We start from the raw sequence: 20,346 nt of genomic DNA, 5'->3' as shown, positions 1-20,346 counted from the left end.
GAGACTATTCCTTTGAAATGTGTTTGGTTAAGTTCTTCTGCATCTTCCGCAGCACGTTTTGCGTCGCTTCCAGCTCCGACTTCGAGATGCCCTTCAATGTCGTTTTTCGCAAGTCGTCTAGCAGTGGCAGGACGGTTTGAAGTTTCTGCTCGCCACGACGAGTCAATCCGACCATCACGATGCGAGCGTCTTCGCTCGATACGCTCCGCTCAACAAACTTCTGTTCAACGAGTCGATCCAACTGTCGTTTCACCGTCGTGGGATCACGAATCATCAACGACGCCAACTCGTTCATACTCAGCGGCTGGCAGGCATCTAACAGAGTGATAAGCGTCTGGGTTTCCTCCGGCGAAAACGGCCAACCCGCGCTCTTCAGCACCGCCGCCATACCAGCACGAATCTGATATGCAACTCGCCCGATTGCGAATCCCGGCGACGATTCCGAGTCAAAGTGCATCTTCGCCCCCAGCCAATTCGGTGGTAGCGGTACTGGTCGGCCCCGCAAAGATCGGGCGATACCAGTCGAAGTAGCAGTAAATCAAAAATGCACATGCTGCAAAGTCAGGTAGCCCGACGACGAGGTACTTGTGAGCAAAGAAGATCACGTACAGCAGGATGTTGAACGCATAGGGCAGCGCCATCAAGATCGCCAGCGGAGCAGTCCGCGGAAAAAACATCAGTCCGCCAGCGACCGTCTTGAGAAAGCCCACCCAGAAAATCAGGTAGCCTGTCTTCTGGAGCGCAATCATGAATTGGCCAACCTCATCCGGTGCCTCACCCACGGGATAGCCGCGCGTGGCGAAACTCATCGTCATGATCCCGGTGCCGAACAGAAAGAGCGCGAAGAGTATCCGCACGACGAAGGCGAGGCGTGGAAGCCGAACGTTGCGTGTTTCAGATGGAGGCATATCACTCAGTTGATGCGAGTTGAGGTTGCACGTTTGTTCATCAGACTCGCGGGATGAGAACACAAGTCCTATAGCTGTATGTTACAGCTATAGGCCGGCAAGTCAATGCTCGCGGAGAAAACAATCGGAAGCGGCTTCACTCGATCCAGTACTTCGGATGGTCCAAAGCTTTCGAGCAACGGATAGTTCCCTCGCAATTCTCAATCGTTCCGGGCGTCAGTTCCGCCACCATCCAAGCATCTGCGTTTTGTGGTGGGATCGGATAGGTTGCTTGAAGACCTTGAATACCAGCGGGCTTGAACCCGAAACGAAAATAGTAGTCGGGATAGCCGAGGACAAAGACGAGGTCGACACCAGAGTCGGCCAACTGACTTAACCCCGCTTGAATCAAACGTCCGCCAATTCCCTGGCGTTGTCGATTCTGAACAACGGCCAGCGGCGCAAGAATCCTTGCACTGACCGTGCTATCGTCCGGCTCGATTCTCACAGACGTGAAAAGAAGGTGGCCAATCAACCCGTCATCTGTGTCGGCGACGAGTGAAAGCATTGGTTTGCCGGAAGCGTCATCGAGCATCTCATCGACCAGCTTGACGATCACCGGACCTTCGTCCTCGCCAAAGGCGTTCATGTGTACCGCAGGAATTGCATCGCGATCCTGTTCCGTGGCTACTCGAATCCTGCCTGTCGCTTGGATCTTCATTGAAGTGCCAACAACACGAGAATGCAACTGCCGTCGTCGATGACGGTGATGCCGGCTCCGCGTGCGGATTCGTTTGCTTGTTCAGCCCTGAGTTGCATCCCGATTTGTTTCACTCCGGCGACCATTGCGTGGGTGGGAATTTGGCTTGTGGCTTCGTATGGCGCGGACATTGTGGCATAGAACGGGAGATTTTGTAAAAATTCGCGAAAGGTTGGTCATAAAAGAGGTCGCGCGGATAAGTAAACACGTGAGGCATCATTTTTCTGGAGATATTTTGGACGAGACAACCCGTCAGGCGACCCGACATTGGACTTTGGCCCAGCCAGCGGTCTCGGCATTCATTGCTTCGGTGGTGCGTGACTTCCGTGATCGTGACGATGTGCTGCAGGATGTTGCCGTCGCTGTCATTGAATCCTTTGACTCGTACGATGCGAATTCGCCGTTCATTCCTTGGGCAATCGGAATCGCGAAACGACAGGTTGGGCTGTACCTGCGCCGCAGAGGGCGAGATCCGCTGGTATTTGATGACGACGCGGTCGCTTGTCTTGCGGTCGCATTCGATGAAGAGGCGAAGGCGCGTTCGGGCGCGTTCGATTTTCTTGGGGACTGCGTTGGATTGCTCGACGGTCGCGCAAAAACGCTGATCGAGTTGCGGTACCGAGGCGACATGAAACCGGCCGCAATTGCCTCCCAAACTGACATGACACCGAACTCGGTCGCGAAAGCGTTGCAGCGGATTCGAGATCAACTACGAGAATGCATCCAGCGAAAATCACTGGAGGCGGGCGTTCAATGAACAACGACTACCAAGAGTTGATTGATCAATACCTCGACGATTCACTTTCAAGTGAGCAGCAGGCTCAGTTGAACAAGTGGATTAAGTCGGATCCAAAAAACGCGAGGCAGTTCGCCTCCCGCGCGATGCTGCATGATCGACTGCGTAGCGAACTGGCCGTCGATGATGATGCGAAGGTTGTGTTAACATCGCGCGAGAATCAAGTGACGATTTCGGTAGTGGACGAGGCAACGAGTCCCGTGCTGGAGGACTCGTTGCCTCGTCCACTACGTCAGTCATTGATCCCGGAATGCTTAGCGAACAAACCGCAGTCAATGACGCGACGGCGCTGGCCGTTTGCTTTTGCGTCGACCGCCTGTGCGGCGCTGCTGGCCGTTGCGCTGCTGTGGCAAACCGTCGATACGCCTTCGGCGTCGGCCGCGATGGCTGAATTAAATCGAATCATTGAGGCAAGCAAGATGTCCGTTGACCGCACTTTCGTGATTTCTGTTTTGGATGCAGTCGTTCCCCCAGAGCATCAAGACCCTCGCTCACCCGAGCGTCGGCGTCCTCCCAAGCCGTCTCTCGACGGCGCAGTGCTCAATGTCCGCGGCCCGGAACAGTTCGTTCTCAAACGCAAGACCGCGCAAGGAGAATGGTTCATTACAGGCAGAAACGAGACAACAAGCTGGGCCATACGACCCGATGGGCCAGTTCGATACAGCGATAATCTGACGGAATTCGCTCGAGATCTTCCTGGCCATGAAGACGGGTTGCCAATCAATAACTTGAACGACGGACTGGAGGCGCTGCGGACCGCCTACGATTTGGAATTGATACCCGGAGAGAATGCCGAGCCGGGATCCGAGCACGATGGTGAAACCTATCAACGGATGATCGCAACTAAGAAACCTGGTTTCCGTGGGGCGACGAAAGTCGAAATCCTTTATGCGGAATCAAGCGGAAAAATCAGTGAGATGCGTTTCGACCAAATGTCTTACGGTCCCCAGCAAATCTCATTGACGATGACCGCAATCGACGAGCAATCGTTGCCCGACAACTATTTTGACCATGCACACCATCACGGTCCCGAGCGGGCCGTGGAGTTCGAGTGACAGCGATGAAATCAAACCCCAACTTTATGGTAGCGGAACTCGTCAAGAGTTTCGGTCTGAACCAGTCGTCGAAAGTCTTGACGACGTCCGCTACCCGGCTCTACACAAAACCAAGGACGCTCCAGCAGATGATCATTCCTCGACAGATATTGAGATCGGCGTTTACGATGTTAGCGATACTGGTCTCTTCTGGCATGGTCTTAGCGCACGAGGGTCACCATCATGGTGATTCCCAAAAGAGTAATGCATCAAGAACTTGGACCCTCGGTGATGAAGGCGCGCACTTGCATGGCAGCTTTGTCGCCGCGACCGGAGACGTCGTTCAAATTCGCTGTGACGACGATCGGCTGGTCACTTTGAAAGTCGAATGCTTGATTGCGTCCGATCGCAAATGGATCTCGCAACGACTTGAAACGATCAAGCGACTGAACCAACAGCAGCAGATGCGGTTGGTCATTCAGAATGCTCCGGATAATGGCGGTACGCCAGCAGGAAATATGGCGACACCCGCGCCATTGATCCGCGAGCATTTTGAGCCGTTTGCCAGCACCTTAAAGCTGCGCTGGGACGACGACTACTTGTATGTTGGTTCCAACGGAATGCCAGATCACCCGATGATGATCGGAATTCGTTCGTGGCAACAACAGGTTCCGATTCCACAAAAGTACTTTGGTGATAATGCTTGGCGAATTCCTTTGCACCCAGTTCCAGCGAAGCAGCCAATGACAACGAAGAATGACTTTCTACGCGGTGCGATCGCGCTGGCCGTGAACGGCGTTCCGATTTTCAATCCGCTGAACAATCGCGGCGATGATGCTTTGTTGTTCGGCGAGTTGGACGAGTTCGGTGGTCATTGTGGGCGTGCCGACGACTACCACTACCACATCGCTCCTACTCATCTTGAAAAGACGGTCGGGAAAGACCAGCCGATTGCTTACGCCTTGGACGGCTACCCGATCTTCGGATACCAGGACGAACAGGCGAGCGATTTCGCGTTGCTCGATTCACTGGGCGGTCACAAAGACGCCGCTGGCAAGTATCACTATCACGCCACCAAGACTTACCCCTATCTCAACGGCGGATTCTATGGTGAAGTGACCAATCGCGGCGGCCAAGTCGATCCACAACCGCGAGCCGAACCGATTCGACCGGACTTGCAACCGCTCCGCGACGCGAAAATCACGGACTTCACGCAGCCGAAGCCCGACACCTATCGCTTGGTTTACGACGTGCGTGGGAAAGAGGGAACCGTTTCCTACACGCTGGCCAAGGATGGTTCAGCCGAGTTCACGTTTGTTGACACCGAAGGCCGCGAAACGACCGAGAAGTACTCTGCGAATTCGCCGCGACATCCCGGCTCGGCACCGCCGCGAGACGGTGGCCCGCGCGATGGTGACCCACGCCAACCTCCACCGCCGCGCGATGGACAGGGCGGCCCACCTCCACCACCGCGCGATGGACAAGGCGGTCCTCCGCCACGCCGTGGCCCAGGCGTAGGTGAAATGGGAAGAGTCGACCCGCCGGTCGATCAGTCGAACATGTCGCGAACGACTGTACCCGGTTTTGAAGTCAGCAGTGCCTCAGTCGATGAACAACACTTTCTCTCAGTCGATTGCACTTGCGACGGTGCCGCCCAGTCACCAGCGGTCATGTGGAAAGGTACTCCCCAGGGAACGAAGTCTCTCGCGGTCAGCGTTTGGCACACGGCTCCCGACCAAGAAAAGTCCTACTGGCTTGTCTACAACATTCCGGCAGATGTTTCGTCGCTGAAGCAAGACTCGCAGGGCGTCGGAATCGTTGGCGCTAACGATCGAGGGGCCACCAACTTCGACCCGATGTGCTCCAAAGGTCCTGGTCTGAAAAAGTATCACATCACGGTTTACGCACTGTCATCAAAGCTTGACGTTTCTCCGCGTGAGGCAACCAGAGCCAATTTGCAAAACGCGATGAAGAACAAGCTGCTCGGCGAATCGACTTTAGATGTCTTGTACGAACGATAGACCGTGACCTGCGTGTTCTGTCGTAGTGGATCTTGTTAAAGATCCCTGAGCCTGAGGATTTTTAACAAGATCCACTACAAGAGTCACTTACTCACCCGCTGGAATTCCGAATGAAAAATGCAATCCAAAGCAAAACTGGCGTCCTCTTACTCGGTACCGTCGTTGCGTTACTCGTATCCGTGACGACGTTCGTGATCGCACAGCCACCCAGTGGCCGCCGACCACCACCACGCGGAGGCGGCGGCGCAAAGCCAGAGATCGAAGACACGAAGAAGTTGAACGTCTACGCCGACAACTGGTTCTCGCTGTACATCAACGGTGAACTGATCGCGGTCGACTCGATCCGGTTCATGCCACACAACGTCATCTCGGTCGACGTCTTCCCCAGCTATCCGATGACGATTGCGGTGATTGCCAAGGATAATGCCGACCCAATCACTGCGATGGAATACAACAACACCCAAATCGGTGACGGCGGTTTCATTCTCAAGATGGCCGATGGAACGGTCACAGGGAACCACTGGAAAGCCAAATCAATCTTTCATGGGCCAATCGACCGAGACACCCGCAATCCGAAGGTCAGGCGTGAGGAGATGCCAGAGAACTGGACTGCGGTTGACTTTGATGACAGCGATTGGCAGTCGGCCAAAGAGTTCGATGAACAAACCGTTGGGCCAAAACGGCCTTTCTATCAACACGATTTTGAAGGTGCCAAGTTCATTTGGGCGGACGACCTTGAACTGGACAACACCGTCCTGTTTCGGGTGAAAGTCGATTCACCACCGGACGGCAGCACGCCGAAACGTTTTCCGATCCTTGAGTCGAATTGAATGGACGTAACGAAACTCGTCAAGAGTTTCAGTGTTAAGAGCAACAGCTTCAGATCGTACATCAAACCGTCGCAATTTTAGGGCGACTTCCGCTTCTCCTCACCATCATTGCAGTCACCCAATGCATACTCAGTGCTTCGTTCGCAGTTTGACGATATTGCTTCCCCTTCTGCTTTCGACCGTGGTCAATGCCGACTGGACTCGGTTCCGCGGCCCCAATGGCTCCGGAATTGCGACATCAGGTGCGCCCACCGAGTTTGGCAAAGACAAGAACTTCAAATGGAAACTTGAACTTCCTGGCCGCGGGGTTTCCAGTCCGATCGTCGTTGGCGACAAAGTTTTTGTGACGTGTTACTCCGGCTATGGGTACGAAGGCGGTAACCTTGAAGACTTGAAGCGGCATTTAATCTGCGCCGATCGAAAGTCGGGAGAGTTGCTGTGGAAGAAGACGGTCAACGCCAAGATGCCAGAAGACTCGTGGCAAGGACCGGGAATTCCCACTCATGGTTACGCCAGCAACACGCCCGCCAGCGATGGAACACACGTCTTCGCGTTCTTCGGAAAGTCTGGTGTTTATGCCTACGATCTTGAGGGCAACGAGATCTGGAGCCAAAGCGTTGGGCAAGAACCGAGCCTCAAGGGATTTGGATCCGCCGCCAGTCCCATTGTGACCGATGAGCATGTCATCGTGAACGCGGCGGATGAATCGTTGTCGATCGTTTGGCTCGACAAGAAGACGGGTAAAGAAATGCACCGCGCCGAAGCCGATGGGTTGGGCGAGTGCTGGACGACGCCGATTTTGGTCACCAATAATGGTCAGAGTGAAATCGCTCTGTCGGTGATCGGCGAAGTCTGGGGGCTCAGCAACGCCACTGGTAAATTGAGCTGGTTCGCCAACGGCGTGAACTCGCGAAACGCTCAGGTTAGCTTGATCGTCGACGACGGCATCGTTTACGCAACCGGCGAAGAGAGCTATGCCATCCGTGTCGATGGCAAAAACGATGTGTCTGAAAAAAACACGCGCTGGGAAGGCCGTATACGCACCCGATACGCAACACCAGTCCTCGTTGACGGACACCTGTTCTCGGTGAGTGGTTCGGTGGTCGAGTGCGTTGACGCAAGGACCGGCGAACGTGTTTTCCAGGATCGGTTGCCCAGTACGAACGCCGGATCGTCAGGAGCCGACAGGCAACCAGAGGGACCCGGCGATCAGGAACGAGGCGACGGAGACCGAGGCGACCAGCGCGGCGGCTTCGGACGAGATCGAGGTGGTCGTGATGCGGGTGGTTTTGATTCCGGAGGGCGAGGCGGCCGGGGTGGTGGTGGCGGAGATGACTTTGCTTCGCCGGTCGCTGCCGGAGGCAAAATCTATGTCGCCACAAACTCCGGAATGGTGCATGTGATCGAAGCCAAGCCTGAATTCAAGGTCATCGGGTCAGGTGACATGACATTCGATACCAGCGGTTTCGGTGGAACGCCGGCCATCAGCGATGATTGTCTGTTCATGCGCTCGAACACTCACCTGTATTGCATCGGCGAATAGTTGAGCGCATTCGACTGAATGGTACGCGGATCCTGGCTAGATGCGGGCCAATAGCACGAGAATGCAACTGCCGTCGTCGATGACGGTGATGCCGGCTTCGCGTGCCGATTCGCTGGCTTGTTCGTCTTCGGCTCCGGGCTGCATCCAGATGTGCTTTACTCCGGCTGCGATCGCATCAGCGACAACTCGGCGAGTGACCTCGGGTGGCGTGATGATCGAGAGAGCTTCGGGGACGAGCGGTAGGTCTGCGATCGACGGGTAGGCCTGGTGGCCTTCGATTTCGTCTTGGGCTGGATTGAGTGGGTAGGTTTCGCGGTTGGCCGCGAGCAGGGCGCGGAAGACTTTGTTGCCGTACTTGTGCTGACGGTTGGATGCGCCGGCGACTGCATAAGTTTTTGCGGCGAGAAACTTTTCGATTGAGTTCATAGGGAGTTTCGTATCGAGGGTTGGCTCTGCATCGACAATGCTTGCACTACGGTTTCAACAATGTCCTATCGCGTTAAACTAACCGCATGGAACAACTGCGGGAACTACACTTCGACGATCTGAACGCGGCGGTCCGAGAGGCGCGGTCGCTACTGCAGAGCGGATACAACCGGAATGGCAATTGGTCGCTGGGGCAGATTTGCCGCCATCTGGTACTGGTGCAAGATCCGAGTGTTGATGGCTATCCGAAGTGGATGTCTCTGTTCGCGTTCTTGCGTCCTGTGATGCGACGAATCCTCTTGCCGAAAGTTCTTAGCGGCGATTCACCGCGTGGAATTCGCACAGCGTCGATGTTCGTTCCGCCGGCCGATCTGGATGACGCTCGTGAGGTTGAGGCTTTCTCTGCGAGCGTGACTCGGTTCTACGCTCACCTTGGTGACTATGCTCCGCATCCAGCGTTTGGGCGATTGCCACGTGAGCGGATTGAGCAAATTCATTCTGCACATGCCGCTCACCACTTGCGTTTCCTTGCACCCCGCGACTGATTTATTTTCGCGTCCAATGAGTACTTTCGAGCCTGAGCGGTGTTTCATGTTCGTGTGAGGCACTGTCGGCCAAGAATGTTTTTCGCAGAAGCTGGCATTTTTGGCGAACCATCTGGCCGCGAAAGAGTCTATCTCTCCGAACACACAAGTCACATTCACAGACGAGCGAGTAACGAGCTTTCTGATGTTAACGAATATTCAATCCAGTCGACTCGAACAGATACACGAAGGCAGTCTCTTCGGCGGGCAACCGTTGAATACAGATAATGCCCCGGCGTATCCGCGTTTGATGTGACACTCGCTTGCAAAAGCGAACGACTTCTTCATGAAGGCTCGGTGTCACGCAGGCATCGAGCCTTTTTTCGTGTCCGCATCGAACGGCGGGCCCCAACAACGAACCCAATATGGGCTGGTAGCTGAGACGGTCTAGCGGCGGTCTGAAGAACCGCAGACGAGGATTCGAGCGCCTCCCGGCCCACTGACAAGGAAGATATGCGCCGACGGAATCATCCGCGGCGAGAACAAACAACATCGGATACAGGTGCAGATGGAAGCACGCCTGGTTTGGGACCAGGAGGGTCTCGGTTCGACTCCGAGGTGTCCGACTTTTTTGAAACGACAACGGTAGTCGAGGGCTGGTCGCCCAAATCCGCCTGATACGCGGGTCGCGCTGAGTTCGATCCTCGGGGCTACCACTTACGACAACAACACGAAAGAGAAACAAACATGCTTACTGAACTGCGTTTGAAACGCATAGCCGCGATTGAACATCGGGGCTGTGGTGTAACTGGCAGCATGACGGACTTTTAATCCGTTCGGTGAGGGTTCAACTCCCTTCGGCCCCATCGCTACACATCGGCGTGTAGCTCAGGGGTAAGAGCGGCGTCCTTATAAGGCGACGGTCGCGGGTTCAATTCCCGCCACGCCGACTGACGTGGCGTAGGCTTCCAGCCTGCGAATTACAAACAACGGCAAGCTGGAAGCTTACCCCACTAAAACGACACATGGGATTGTGGCAGACAAGGTAATGCATCGGACTCTTAATCCGAGCGATGTGAGTTCGATTCTCACCGATCCCACTTGAGACATTTTGAAACAAGCACTGATGGTCTAACGGCAAGACTCCTCCGTCGCGAGCGAGGTGATGCGGGTTCGATTCCGGCTCGGTGCTCTTGAGCGCTTCGGCGTATTGATCTTTGACAATTTGGTAGTGATGCATTTTTGCGCCCATGATGTAGCGGTAGCCTGCTGCCTTGCCATGGCGGAAGTGTGGGTTCGACTCCCACTGGGCGCTTTGCAGAATCCGGTGTGGCCCAATGGTAAGGCGGCTCCCTGTTAAGGAGACGAGTGATGGTTCGAGTCCATCCGCCGGAGCTTCGCGAAGTTTGAAGGGTGAAGCGAGAAGTGTGAGATAGCTCGCTTCGTTTCACACCTCGCCCTTCAAACTTCCGCATATTCAGTGTCCTTGCCCGAGCGGCAAAGGTTCCGGACTTCCAATCCGGCTAGGTGGGTTCGACTCCCACAGGACACTCTTCCATTGTTGAAAACTCTCTCCGGCGCGTAGTCGCGACGTGAGCCTTTGAAGCTCGCAGGTCGGGTTCAATTCCCGGACGGAGTGCTTTGCAAGTTTGATGCACGCCGGAGTAGCAGTTGTTGGTCGCTGCACCTGACTCTGAATCAGGAGTTCATTGGTTCGATTCCAATCTCCGGTGCTGTTTGAATCCATAATCCATGGGGGAGCCGTTGGTGGCTCGGACTGACTGTTAATCAGTTTGCCGCTGGTTCGATTCCAGCCTATGGAGCTGTGGCCGTCCTGTATTGGTTTCAGGAACTTCGCTGTGAACGAAGTCCATGTCGGTTCAATTCCGATCGGTCACCTGACGCGAACATTTTCGGTGGCAATTTCCTCTGGGAAGGAAGCTTGATTGTCTATCAAGTCGCTGCGGGTTCGACTCCCGTTGCCATCGCTTTTAATTCGCCGCATTCGACTACTGGCTAGGTCGGCTGCTTCTCAGGCAGCAGGAAGGAGATCGAAACTCCTATGCGGTACTCGCTTCGATCGAAGCAACCAAACGGCGTGGTAGATTCTGATGGCAGAATCGTCTGGTTTTCATCCAGGAGTCCGCGGGTTCGATTCCCGCTCACGTCACTGCGTTCAATGACGCACTACGGAAGTCACCCGGCCGGATGAGGACACTGTCTTGAAAACAGCTGCGGCAAATCACCGTTGTGGGTTCGAGTCCCACGGCTTCCGCTTGTTCGATGAAGTATTGGGAGCGTTTCCACACGGGAGGTTGTAACCCTTCTGCCTTTAATTGTGTGGTAGTCGGCGAGAGGTGCGATTCCTTGCGTTCCCACTTGTTTTGAAAAGTTTCACACGTCTCTGGTGTAACGGTAGCACTACTGATTCCAAACCAGTTAGTCAGGGTTCAAATCCTTGGGGACGTGCTCTTCGGATCGACAACATGGTCCTGTGGTCCAACGGCGACGACACCTGTTTTACACGCAGGAAACGATGGTTCGATTCCATCCGGGACTACTGCCGGCGTCACGGTGACGCTGGCCCGCAATTAACCAAGGAGAACGACGATGTCCAGAAATGTGAAGTACGTGCAATGTGCGATGAGACGCAACATCGCCGGCGGATCAGTGCGAACGACATCGTACATCCCGCAAGAGTTTGCGAAGATCGGCCGCGTCCTGAGGTTGAAAGACGACAACGTCGGTTGGGTCGATGGCTGGGTGGTCGAATGTGTCGGTGACGTGATCATCGAAGGCGACCAACTCCCTGATTCGCACAAGGCGATCAAGAACCATCGCAAGTCGACCGGCGATAGCACGCCGCGCCTGCATGCGTAACACGTTGGCAGCCAAGGGAAGGACGCGGTCGGTCGCGTCCTTCCCAGCGGCACCAGCGATCAACGCTTAGATACGCCAACCGGCCGAGCGGCTCGACTTAAACCCGAGTGTTCGCAGGTTCGACTCCTGCTCTGGGCACTGATAACAAAACAACATGGGGCGCTCGTCCAACGGGAAGACATCTGTTTTGCACGCAGAAAATCGGGGTTCGATTCCCCGGTGCTCCACTCACGCTGAGGTAGGCCAACGGCGAGCCGCTTGTCTTAGGAACAAGTGCTTGCGGGTTCGACTCCCGCCCTCAGTACTCAATCAACAAGCTGTGGTACGCAAACCGGCAAAGCGGCGAATTTCAAACGTTCGTGTTTGAGGGTTCGACTCCCTCCCGCAGTACTTCGATCCAAACAGCCAAGTGGTGGAACTGGTAGACACGCGACACTCAGAATGTCGTGCCCACAGCGGCGTGCGAGTTCAACTCTCGCCTTGGCTACTTTTCAACGATGCGGGTGAGCCAGGCTCATCCGGGCCTCATAAGCCTGGACCGTCGGGTGCGACCCCCGAACCCGCTACTTCAATGCGACAACAACGCGGATGGGCCAGTGCCTAGCCAGGTTTCATATGCCAGGCACGTCGGGTGCGACCCCCGGATCCGCTACTTCCGATGGTCGAGTACGCAAACAGGCAAAGCGGCAAGCATGAGAGGCTTGTGATTTTGCAGGTTCGACTCCTGTCTCGACTACTCACAAAACGATCGCGTGGTCCAGCGGCTAAGACGCCTGTGTGACAAGCAGGAGACCGATGGTTCGATTCCATCCGTGATCACTGAAGCAAACGGTCTGTAAGTGTTGCGGCAGCACGCGTCTGTGGTATGGACGAAGACCGGGTTCAATTCCCGGACGGACCTCTGATGAAAACAAATGGGCTGGCATGTTCCAAGGCGGCGACTGACTCTTGCAAAGTCGGTGGAAGGGTTCGATTCCCTTCTGGTCCACTGAGATAGTTTACGGAAGGCAGCCGGATACGGTTTGCCGGGCCGCACTGCTAACGCGTGCCAACTTCGGGTGATGAGGGTTCGACTCCCTCGCCTTCCGCTTGTTTGTAATGGCTCGATGGTGAAACGGACATCATCTCTGGCTTCTAACCAGAAGTTCCGGGTTCGATTCCTGGTCGGGCTACTGATGCGACAACTCAAGCCGACGTGGCTCGATGCAGAAAGGCACCGCTCTTGTAAAGCGACCCATGCTGGTGCGAACCCAGTCGTCGGCTCTTGTGACTATGAATGAACAAACCAATCAAATGACTCGCGGGTGTGCTGGATAGCATGACAGTCTTCGAAACTGTCGGACCAGGTTCGATTCCTGGGCGGGTTACTCAAAATGTTCTCGGAGTGTGCCGGAATAGCACGCGACTTTGCGAAGGTCGTAGACCAGGTTCGATTCCTGGCGAGAGCACTGACTGATCGACTGCAGACTCGGATTACATCTTGAAAATGTGAACCCTCTGAGTTGTACCTTCGCCGATCGGTCTTTACCCACATCAACACTTTCACACTCAAACCGGAGCAGAACGATGCGATACGAACACCAACACTTCCGCGACGAAGACCTCTGCTTTCGAGCCGATGAGCAAACGTCGTAAGGGCTACCCGTCAGAAACGAAAGTCAAACGCGGAGTCCGAATCATCCAAGGCAAGCAACTCGAGGAGAAACTCGGCCGAAACGACCTGTGCCCATGCGGCAGCGGTCAGCGGTTCAAACGTTGTTGCCTACGATCGGGGCGTCTGTGATGGCGTCAATCGCGACGACTACTTTTAGGGACGACGACTGAACGAAACTCGCTCGTGGCAACCCCGCGAGCAACAAAACGCTGGAGCCAGATGGCTAGGCGGCCGGCTGCAACCCGGTTTAAGTGGGTTCGACTCCCACCAGCGTTTCTTGATCGACCAACTGACGAATCGGAATACATCTTTGCTAAAGAACCGTCTGATTCAAAACCTTCGCTGGTCGATCACAACACAAAGTTCAACTGCCTGCTGGGAATACATCCTAACTATGAGGACCCTAAGGTATCGAGCTTCCGGGCGACCGGAAGCAGCGTGAGCGTCGATGAATCTCCATGAGGATCGTCGTCGTGCGCCCACTGTCGACGGCATTGCTGTCGATAAGAGCGGTTTTCTCGGCAAACAACTTCGTTGGACTTTTACAAAACATGGCGACTGCCGGCTTGGAATCCATCCACCAATGATTGCGTCCAGTGAGTCTGGGGATCGTGGCAACACGATCGGTAGGTTCGATTCCTATGCGTTAGTGATCTGAGTCATTACCTCGTCGCCATTTACAAAACACGACTGACTGCCGATTTGGAGTACATGGGCTTCTGTGGCCTACAAGCCTTGCGGGTTCGAGTCCCGCCAGCGATCGCAAGATCGTTGTGGTGGAATTGGAAGACACGCAGGATAGATTCTCTGGTCAAAACTTCGTCAGTCGTTTTTGATCCCGCTAACAACAACACATGGCGACTGCCGGTTCGGAGTACATGGGAGAGCGCGTCACGCGAGTGACGAGGTCGCGGGTTCGATTCCCGTCCGCTGCGAAAGCAAGTGGTAGCTCAGACAGAAACCTCTGGTCCAGAACTTCGTCGCCACCAATACACGATTGACTGCCTAATCGGACTACATCACATCGGGTGTCGTGGGTTCGAGTCCCACCGAAGTGAACCTTGTGTTCGCTTCGTAGCTCAGTTGGTAGAGCATCGAATCTGTCTGATTAACAAACTTCGTCAATCGTTTTTACACACAACAACAATACAAGGCGACTGCCGGTTCGGAGTACATAGGTTAGAGCGCGTCGTGAGAGCGACGAGGTCGCGGGTTCAAGCCCCGCTCGGTATCCACAAGGAACGCCGATAGCTCAGGAAAAAACCTCTGGCCACAAACTTCGTCGCCCACCGTACACGACTAACTGCCGCATCGGAGTACATCGACTCTTAATCGAAAGGTGTGGGTTCGATTCCCACCGAGCAAGCTTCGGTTCGCTCGTAGTTTAATTGGCAGAACATTTTCTCTGATCAACCACTTCGTTAGTCGCGTTTTCCCACCATCCTCAGCGAGATCATCGAGCTTCCGTCCTACTTATGGGACTGCTCTGGCATCTCGCAACCTATCGACGAACTTGTTCGACTTCGCTACTTGCCTCGCGCAGCCGGCGAACCGCACAAAGTCATCGCCGTTTGCTTGCCGTTCGTTTACGCGAAGCGTCCCAAGGGAAACCTGATTGCCTTCGACACACGACAGCAACAACTCGTCCGGCTCGACCGAGACAACGGCCGTTCCCTTTGGAAACAAATGGGAAAGACCACCAAGAAGAAAACGAAATAGAAAGCGCACACGATCGACTGCCGATTCGGAGTACATGCTTCAGGAGCCGGGTGTCGTGGGTTCGAGTCCCACCGGCGCAACTGCCATTCGCGAGATTGCAGCGCCGTAGCTCAGTGGTAGAGCACCGTAAAACCCTCTGGTCACAACTTCGTCGATCGCGTTTTTTGCATCACTACTTCCACAGATGACAACACATCGAAACACACTCGGCTGCCGGTTCGGAGTACATGGCACGACCGAAAGGTCCAGCGGGTTCGAGCCCCGCCCCGCCAGCTTTCTCGAAAGCGACACGGGTCTCTGACCAACACTTCGCCGAGTGTTTTTTCGATTTGATTCAACAACACAAAACCATTGCGTGTCGAAACGGTCCCATTTCGTTCGGGACGTTTCGCTCGCGGTGGCAAGACACACGATCCGACTGCCGGAGTGGAGTACATAAGAGTTCGATTCCCTTCGTCGCCGCTTTGCGTAACGACCCCGCCGAATTGGCTGGTCAAAACCGGCGACGTGGCTCATTTGGGAGCCACCTCTGCACCAAACCTCGTCGGATCGTTTACTTCGTCGTAGCGTGGGCTTCCAGCCTGCCGCGACTGCACACGCAGGCTACAACCTGCATTACTCAGGAGGTCAAACATGGCCAACAAGTCTCTATTCCAAAGCATCACCAGCGTCCTGCCACGTGCAACCGTCGTCAACGAAGCGGGCGGCCCAGCGTACAGGATGTCCGCGAAGCACGCGCTCGCCCAAATGGCTGCGACCGGCACTTTCGGTAACGTCTATTATGCGTCCGCGCAAAACCAACTCGACGCGATGCGAAAGCTGATCGACGAGATCGACGACAACGAGTTTCTGGCAAAGCTGGCCGTCTACTCACGTGAGCGTGCTTACATGAAGGACATGCCGGCGGCGCTGCTGGTCGTACTGTCGACTCGAGACACCAAGCTCATGCACCAAGTCTTCGACCGAGTCGCGGACAACGGCCGCGTACTACGCACCGTTTTCCAAATGACTCGTTCGGGACAGTTCGGTCGAAAGGGTCTGTCGTCTTCGCTGCAGCGTGCGTTCCAACGTTGGCTCAACGACGCGTCTGTTGGCAAGTTGCTCTCAGCTTCGATCGGTAACGATCCGAGCCTGCGAGACATCTTGCGAATGGCACGTCCAACGCCAAAGGACGACGCACGTCGAGCGTTGTTCGGATGGTTGACCGACAAGCCAGTCGAGAAGTGGGCACCAGCTACGGCTGACAGCCTGCCTTCGACGGTGCAGTCGTTGGTCGCTTACCGAGCAGCCGACACGGCCGAAGCCCAAACGCTGATCGCCGGCGACCTGCAAGTTCGATGGGACTTGCTAGCCGATGCAGCCAAGGGACCGTTGGTTTGGAAGGCGATCGCCCGACAAATGGGACCGCAAGCACTGCGGATGAACCTCAACACGCTACTGCGTCACGACGCATTCAAGAAGCCTGGAATCCTCGGATTTGCAGGAACCGACAACGCGATGATCGACTACGTGGCCGGCCAACTGGCTGACCGCGACGCGATCGCTCGCAGCCGTCAGTTCCCGTACCAGTTCCTGGCGGCTTACATGAACGCATCGGATGAGGTTCCAAGCAAGATCAAGTCGGCGTTGCATGACGCTGCCGAGATCGCGTGCGGAAACGTACCAACGCTGCCTGGACCGGTCATCATCGGACTCGACACGTCAGGTTCGATGGGCTGCCCAGTCACAGGAAACCGTGGTCGCGGCGGAACGTCGAAGATGCGATGCGTCGATGTTGCGGCACTGTTCGCAGCAGCGATCCTGCGTCGCAACCCGGACAGCGTCGTGATTCCATTCGATACGCAGGCTTACAAGGTCAAGGTCGATCCAAGCGATACGATCCTGTCTCTGTCAGCACGCTTGTCGAAGTACGGAGGCGGAGGAACGGACTGCTCGCTGCCATTTGTCGAAGCCAACACGCGTTACGCGAAGCAAGCCTTCGCCGGCATCGTGTTGGTCAGCGACAACGAAAGCTGGATCACCTCGGGACGTCGCTACGGCTACGGCCAAAACGGTTCAACCGGAGTGATGACGCAGTGGGAGAAGTTCAAGAAGACCCAGCGTGGACTCGGCGTTGTCGATCCAAAGCTAGTCTGCATCGACATCCAACCCTACGGAACCAGTCAGGCACCTGAGCGAGACGACATCCTGAACATCGGCGGCTTCAGTGACGCCGTGTTCAACGTCGTCTCATCGTTCCTAGAAATCGACGCATCCCGCTTCGTCCGCGAAGTCGAATCCGTCGAACTGTAAGTCGAAAGACCAACAAAACCGAAATGCCCGCGGAAGAGAAATCATCCGCGGGCGTTTTTCGTTTCCTCTGAGGATGCTGTACTGAACCGATGCGTGGCGATAGTGTCTCAGTTGGCTATGAGAATCACATCCATCGAATCGAAACTGCTTACCGAAATCCGCTATCTGAATGCAGGTCGTGGACCTGGCGACTTCTACAACGATGTCGTCCCGGTTCATCGCGGCTTCGTTGATGCACTGCCTGAAGGCACGTCAGCGATTGTCGTAACCGCCGACCTGCAAGGCCGCGAGACGTTCAAGTCCGCTGGCGGGCATCCGCTGCGGCTTCTAGGTGAAGTCCTTCCAGCGATGCTACGAGCGGATGTACTCCCCTGTCTCGGTCTGCCAAAGGGAGACATCGGTGTTTTGCTTGCTGGTGATTTCTACACCGTCCCGGCGCTCGACAAACGCGGCGGCTCCGGCGAGGTACGGCCCGTCTGGGACGCGTTCGCCGCTGAGTTCGACTGGGTTGCCGGCGTCGCAGGAAACCACGACACGTTCGCGGACGGGGCGAACCGGCCGAGCTTCACTGGCCCGGTTCATTTCCTGGACAACGACCACGTGACGATAGGCGGCGTTTTGATCGCCGGACTGAGCGGTATTACCGGCAACCCAAGACGTCCTTGGCGACGTACCGAAGACGACTACGTCGAGACGCTTGGCACGCTCTTGTGCGAGGAGCCAGCGATCACACTCTTGCACGATCGACCGGACGCTCCAGAGCGCGGCTTCCGTGGATCACCACGAATCCGAGAAGTCCTTGAAGAACAGGGGCCGGGGCAAAACGAGAACACGCTTGTTGTCAGGGGCCATTCACATTGGCCGGAACCTCTCGCCGAGCTCTCATGCGGAACGCAGGTTCTGAATGTGGACGCGAGAGTCGTTATCCTGACTGAGATCTAGCCGTGAAACCAACCTTCGCACATCAACCATGACCATCGCCTGCATCGACGTCGGCTACACCGAGTCTGAAACTGATCCAACGACAGCGCTCGCTGCCTGCGTTGTCATCAAAGATTGGGGAGATGCTACGTCACTGAGTGAATTGGTCGTCAATGTCGATGCGGTCCAAGACTATCAACCTGGGCAGTTCTATCTGCGTGAATTGCCGTGCATCAAAGCGGTTCTAAGCGAACTCCTGAATCCACCAACGCACATCGTCATTGACGGTTACGTGTGGTTGGACGACCTCGACCATCCTGGCCTCGGCAACTACCTTCACGATGCTCTGAATCAAGCGATTCCCGTGATCGGCGTCGCGAAGAATCCATTCAAGCGATCACTGCACGCTCACGAGCTACAGCGAGGCGGAAGTACTCGACCGCTATACATCACATCTGCCGGCATTCCTGTCGCCCAGGCGGCTAGCAAGATCGCTGCCATGCACGGCCCCCATCGGTTTCCAACCATCCTCAAGCGAGTCGACCGACTCAGCCGAGGAGAACAACCAGTATGAATGATGTGCTCAAACGATTCTCCGACTTACCGTGGGTCGAAATCGCTCCCGGCGCGAGAGAAAAGCGTTTCACTGACGCAAACCAGACAATCCGCTTGGTTCAGTTCTCCCCGCCATTTGTCGAGTCCGATCCCTGCACCAAGGCACATGTCGGTTTTGTCGTCAGCGGTGAATTCGAAATCGAGTTCACCGATTCGCGTGTTCAATTTCGCGAGGGCGACGCACTTTCGATTCCAGCCGGCCCTGCCACTGCCCACCGAGCGATCATCACACAAGAGGTAACGCTATTCCTAGTCGAACCGGCATAAAGGCGGCGACCACGGTAGCTGCCTGAAGCAGTTGCTATCATTAAGATGGCAGTGACACATTTGGTCACGGTATTCAAAAATAAGTTACCGGAGAATCTTTTTTCGCTTGCACGCTGTCAAGAATGCATTCTTGAGGAAATTGCTGCTGTCAAGCGGTGCGCGAGTTGCTGCGCGATCGATCTCTGCAAGCAACTCGTCGACAGATCGCCCATAGTTGACTGACTCCTCGATGACATGTTGGAGCCAAGCTTTACCGTCGTTCTCGGCACAGAATTTCGCCTTGTATCGCTCTTCAATTCCAAACACATCGCACCACGATTCCATTTCCTGATCGCAGCCGGGTGAATCGAGTTCTAGCTCGATGTCATTGCAGGTCATGTTGATCGCGTCATCCGTTTTGAGCGTCACAGTAACTGAAATCGCCGGGCTATTGGCAGAAAAACTGTAGAACGCCTTTCGCGGGGCATCGGTGTTCTTTCGGCGGATGGGGTCAATATGTCGAACTGGGTCAAGCTTCAACTTGTAGCTTGAGTTGCATTCATGACACATTGGAGCGAGGTTGCGGAAATTGACGGAGTTGAACGGGTATACGCCCTTCGGCAGGAAATGATCATACGCTTCACGCCGAGAGTGATGCTCACCCTTGATATCGTTGTAACCGCAGTAGGGGCATTTGCCAGCCTTGTTGGTTTTCACGAACTCGATGTAATGGGAGTCGATGTCACCGATTCGAGACGTGACTGCATCAAGGCCAATCACATTCGTGAACAAGCTTTGGCAGAACGCTTTCAGATGCTCTTCCAAGTCTTCATTGATCGCCCGCACATCTGCGTACGTGCGTGGGGTTTTGGTGGGATCACAGGAGCAAAGTGCCTCAATGTCGTTGTTGACGTCGTACCACTCGGCAACTTGTTGACGCTGAGTCGAACTCAGCTCATCTTTGAAGATGTCGTAAATCGTCGTGATAGGCCCATACAGCCAGTCCGTCTTTATCTTGCCTTTTGTCTTGTCCTCTTCGGTGTTGAAAATATCCTCGACGACTTCCCTTAATGTGGGATGCAGCAGGTCCAGCGTGAAAGTGTCGGTCGCCTTGCACCACACCTCTTTTACCAAGTGATCGAGCCAAGTCTGAAACGCTTCGATGCTGTGTGAAACGTATTTGTAACTGAACAACACG

Annotated in this window: 19 protein-coding genes and 28 tRNA genes; 41 read left to right on the top strand and 6 right to left on the bottom strand. The window is 55.2% G+C overall.

Annotated elements, in window-relative coordinates:
• Positions 1 to 4 precede the first annotated feature (4 nt).
• From RB_RS23910 to RB_RS28225, 4 genes are all read right to left on the bottom strand, one after another.
• Positions 5 to 457, bottom strand: a complete 453-nt coding sequence (locus RB_RS23910) for a MarR family winged helix-turn-helix transcriptional regulator (RefSeq protein WP_164922430.1) — start codon at positions 455 to 457, stop codon at positions 5 to 7.
• Positions 447 to 908 (bottom strand): hypothetical protein, encoded by a 462-nt coding sequence (locus RB_RS23905; protein ID WP_164922429.1) that lies wholly within the window; start codon positions 906 to 908, stop codon positions 447 to 449. Before RB_RS23905 ends, RB_RS23910 begins: the two co-directional genes overlap by 11 nt.
• A 136-nt stretch (positions 909 to 1,044) precedes the next feature.
• On the bottom strand, positions 1,045 to 1,608 hold the full coding sequence (locus RB_RS23900) for a GNAT family N-acetyltransferase (RefSeq protein ID WP_164922428.1): 564 nt from the start codon (positions 1,606 to 1,608) through the stop codon (positions 1,045 to 1,047).
• Positions 1,605 to 1,778: a hypothetical protein gene (locus RB_RS28225; RefSeq protein WP_011123278.1), complete on the bottom strand. Its 174-nt coding sequence runs from the start codon at positions 1,776 to 1,778 to the stop codon at positions 1,605 to 1,607. The genes RB_RS23900 and RB_RS28225 overlap by 4 nt, the downstream gene beginning before the upstream one ends.
• 104 nt (positions 1,779 to 1,882) lie before the next feature.
• Here RB_RS28225 and RB_RS23895 point away from each other — a divergent pair, with 104 nt between their 5' ends.
• The 5 genes from RB_RS23895 (at position 1,883) to RB_RS23875 (ending at position 7,871) form a co-directional block, all read left to right on the top strand.
• Positions 1,883 to 2,404: a sigma-70 family RNA polymerase sigma factor gene (locus RB_RS23895; protein WP_164922427.1), complete on the top strand. Its 522-nt coding sequence runs from the start codon at positions 1,883 to 1,885 to the stop codon at positions 2,402 to 2,404.
• Positions 2,401 to 3,498: an anti-sigma factor family protein gene (locus tag RB_RS23890; protein WP_164922426.1), complete on the top strand. Its 1,098-nt coding sequence runs from the start codon at positions 2,401 to 2,403 to the stop codon at positions 3,496 to 3,498. Before RB_RS23895 ends, RB_RS23890 begins: the two co-directional genes overlap by 4 nt.
• Before the next feature lie 128 nt (positions 3,499 to 3,626).
• Positions 3,627 to 5,498, top strand: coding sequence for a YHYH protein (locus tag RB_RS23885; RefSeq protein WP_164922425.1), 1,872 nt, complete (start codon positions 3,627 to 3,629; stop codon positions 5,496 to 5,498).
• A 110-nt stretch (positions 5,499 to 5,608) separates the two neighbouring features.
• Positions 5,609 to 6,328 carry a hypothetical protein gene (locus RB_RS23880; protein ID WP_011123273.1) on the top strand — a complete coding sequence of 240 codons (720 nt, stop codon included), beginning with the start codon at positions 5,609 to 5,611 and terminating at the stop codon, positions 6,326 to 6,328.
• A 121-nt stretch (positions 6,329 to 6,449) separates the two neighbouring features.
• Positions 6,450 to 7,871 (top strand): outer membrane protein assembly factor BamB family protein, encoded by a 1,422-nt coding sequence (locus RB_RS23875; protein WP_164922424.1) that lies wholly within the window; start codon positions 6,450 to 6,452, stop codon positions 7,869 to 7,871.
• Positions 7,872 to 7,907: 36 nt separating this feature from the next.
• Here RB_RS23875 and RB_RS23870 read toward each other — a convergent pair whose 3' ends face one another.
• A complete protein-coding gene (locus RB_RS23870; protein ID WP_011123271.1) occupies positions 7,908 to 8,297 on the bottom strand; it encodes a CoA-binding protein in 390 nt (129 codons plus the stop codon).
• 86 nt (positions 8,298 to 8,383) lie between these two features.
• Here RB_RS23870 and RB_RS23865 point away from each other — a divergent pair, with 86 nt between their 5' ends.
• The 36 genes from RB_RS23865 (at position 8,384) to RB_RS23690 (ending at position 19,169) form a co-directional block, all read left to right on the top strand.
• A complete protein-coding gene (locus RB_RS23865; protein WP_011123270.1) occupies positions 8,384 to 8,842 on the top strand; it encodes a DUF1569 domain-containing protein in 459 nt (152 codons plus the stop codon).
• A 406-nt stretch (positions 8,843 to 9,248) separates the two neighbouring features.
• A tRNA-Phe gene (locus RB_RS23860) sits at positions 9,249 to 9,320 on the top strand.
• Between the two features lie 54 nt (positions 9,321 to 9,374).
• Positions 9,375 to 9,447: transfer RNA gene (locus tag RB_RS23855), tRNA-Pro, on the top strand.
• A 167-nt stretch (positions 9,448 to 9,614) separates the two neighbouring features.
• Positions 9,615 to 9,687: transfer RNA gene (locus RB_RS23850), tRNA-Lys, on the top strand.
• Between the two features lie 11 nt (positions 9,688 to 9,698).
• Positions 9,699 to 9,771: transfer RNA gene (locus RB_RS23845), tRNA-Ile, on the top strand.
• A 77-nt stretch (positions 9,772 to 9,848) separates the two neighbouring features.
• Positions 9,849 to 9,921: transfer RNA gene (locus RB_RS23840), tRNA-Lys, on the top strand.
• Positions 9,922 to 9,941: 20 nt separating this feature from the next.
• Positions 9,942 to 10,013 (top strand) — tRNA-Ala (locus tag RB_RS23835).
• 52 nt (positions 10,014 to 10,065) lie between these two features.
• Positions 10,066 to 10,136, top strand: a tRNA-Gly gene (locus RB_RS23830).
• An 8-nt stretch (positions 10,137 to 10,144) separates the two neighbouring features.
• A tRNA-Asn gene (locus tag RB_RS23825) sits at positions 10,145 to 10,216 on the top strand.
• Between the two features lie 85 nt (positions 10,217 to 10,301).
• A tRNA-Gly gene (locus RB_RS23820) sits at positions 10,302 to 10,373 on the top strand.
• A 106-nt stretch (positions 10,374 to 10,479) separates the two neighbouring features.
• Positions 10,480 to 10,554, top strand: a tRNA-Gln gene (locus tag RB_RS23815).
• 16 nt (positions 10,555 to 10,570) lie between these two features.
• A tRNA-Asn gene (locus RB_RS23810) sits at positions 10,571 to 10,644 on the top strand.
• Positions 10,645 to 10,736: 92 nt separating this feature from the next.
• A tRNA-Asp gene (locus RB_RS23805) sits at positions 10,737 to 10,809 on the top strand.
• Positions 10,810 to 10,916: 107 nt separating this feature from the next.
• Positions 10,917 to 10,991: transfer RNA gene (locus RB_RS23800), tRNA-Glu, on the top strand.
• Between the two features lie 21 nt (positions 10,992 to 11,012).
• Positions 11,013 to 11,096 (top strand) — tRNA-Ser (locus tag RB_RS23795).
• Positions 11,097 to 11,219: 123 nt separating this feature from the next.
• Positions 11,220 to 11,290: transfer RNA gene (locus RB_RS23790), tRNA-Trp, on the top strand.
• A 19-nt stretch (positions 11,291 to 11,309) separates the two neighbouring features.
• Positions 11,310 to 11,381 (top strand) — tRNA-Val (locus tag RB_RS23785).
• A 50-nt stretch (positions 11,382 to 11,431) separates the two neighbouring features.
• Positions 11,432 to 11,701, top strand: a complete 270-nt coding sequence (locus tag RB_RS23780) for a hypothetical protein (protein WP_231845932.1) — start codon at positions 11,432 to 11,434, stop codon at positions 11,699 to 11,701.
• Between the two features lie 64 nt (positions 11,702 to 11,765).
• Positions 11,766 to 11,839: transfer RNA gene (locus RB_RS23775), tRNA-Leu, on the top strand.
• An 18-nt stretch (positions 11,840 to 11,857) separates the two neighbouring features.
• Positions 11,858 to 11,928: transfer RNA gene (locus RB_RS23770), tRNA-Ala, on the top strand.
• Positions 11,929 to 11,933: 5 nt separating this feature from the next.
• A tRNA-Leu gene (locus RB_RS23765) sits at positions 11,934 to 12,005 on the top strand.
• Between the two features lie 12 nt (positions 12,006 to 12,017).
• Positions 12,018 to 12,091: transfer RNA gene (locus RB_RS23760), tRNA-Leu, on the top strand.
• Positions 12,092 to 12,104: 13 nt separating this feature from the next.
• Positions 12,105 to 12,188: transfer RNA gene (locus RB_RS23755), tRNA-Leu, on the top strand.
• 173 nt (positions 12,189 to 12,361) lie between these two features.
• Positions 12,362 to 12,437: transfer RNA gene (locus RB_RS23750), tRNA-Leu, on the top strand.
• Between the two features lie 10 nt (positions 12,438 to 12,447).
• A tRNA-Val gene (locus RB_RS23745) sits at positions 12,448 to 12,520 on the top strand.
• 183 nt (positions 12,521 to 12,703) lie between these two features.
• Positions 12,704 to 12,789: transfer RNA gene (locus RB_RS23740), tRNA-OTHER, on the top strand.
• Positions 12,790 to 12,801: 12 nt separating this feature from the next.
• Positions 12,802 to 12,873: transfer RNA gene (locus RB_RS23735), tRNA-Arg, on the top strand.
• Between the two features lie 17 nt (positions 12,874 to 12,890).
• Positions 12,891 to 12,964 (top strand) — tRNA-Thr (locus RB_RS23730).
• A 32-nt stretch (positions 12,965 to 12,996) separates the two neighbouring features.
• Positions 12,997 to 13,068, top strand: a tRNA-Arg gene (locus RB_RS23725).
• A gap of 251 nt (positions 13,069 to 13,319) precedes the next feature.
• The gene (locus tag RB_RS23720) at positions 13,320 to 13,484 is read left to right on the top strand and encodes an SEC-C metal-binding domain-containing protein (protein WP_011123265.1); all 165 of its coding nucleotides are present in this window, start codon (positions 13,320 to 13,322) and stop codon (positions 13,482 to 13,484) included.
• Positions 13,485 to 13,560: 76 nt separating this feature from the next.
• Positions 13,561 to 13,631 (top strand) — tRNA-Cys (locus tag RB_RS23715).
• Positions 13,632 to 14,885: 1,254 nt separating this feature from the next.
• Entirely contained in the window at positions 14,886 to 15,074 is a 189-nt protein-coding gene (locus tag RB_RS23710; RefSeq protein ID WP_231845931.1) for a hypothetical protein, read from the top strand.
• 633 nt (positions 15,075 to 15,707) lie between these two features.
• Complete coding sequence (locus tag RB_RS23705) at positions 15,708 to 17,366, top strand: TROVE domain-containing protein (RefSeq protein WP_011123257.1); 1,659 nt, start codon at positions 15,708 to 15,710, stop codon at positions 17,364 to 17,366.
• A gap of 117 nt (positions 17,367 to 17,483) precedes the next feature.
• Positions 17,484 to 18,308, top strand: coding sequence for a metallophosphoesterase family protein (locus RB_RS23700; protein ID WP_164922423.1), 825 nt, complete (start codon positions 17,484 to 17,486; stop codon positions 18,306 to 18,308).
• Entirely contained in the window at positions 18,298 to 18,861 is a 564-nt protein-coding gene (locus RB_RS23695; RefSeq protein ID WP_261340195.1) for an endonuclease V, read from the top strand. Before RB_RS23700 ends, RB_RS23695 begins: the two co-directional genes overlap by 11 nt.
• Positions 18,858 to 19,169 (top strand): cupin domain-containing protein, encoded by a 312-nt coding sequence (locus RB_RS23690; protein WP_011123254.1) that lies wholly within the window; start codon positions 18,858 to 18,860, stop codon positions 19,167 to 19,169. Before RB_RS23695 ends, RB_RS23690 begins: the two co-directional genes overlap by 4 nt.
• An 84-nt stretch (positions 19,170 to 19,253) precedes the next feature.
• On the opposite strand, the gene RB_RS23685 is transcribed toward RB_RS23690, so the two are convergent.
• Positions 19,254 to 20,345: a hypothetical protein gene (locus RB_RS23685; RefSeq protein WP_011123253.1), complete on the bottom strand. Its 1,092-nt coding sequence runs from the start codon at positions 20,343 to 20,345 to the stop codon at positions 19,254 to 19,256.
• Between the last annotated feature and the right edge of the window lies 1 nt (position 20,346).

The organism is Rhodopirellula baltica SH 1 (genome assembly GCF_000196115.1).
GTDB lineage: Bacteria > Planctomycetota > Planctomycetia > Pirellulales > Pirellulaceae > Rhodopirellula > Rhodopirellula baltica.
Note: the sequence above shows the minus strand (reverse complement) of the source record. Positions and strands in the feature narration are given on the sequence as shown.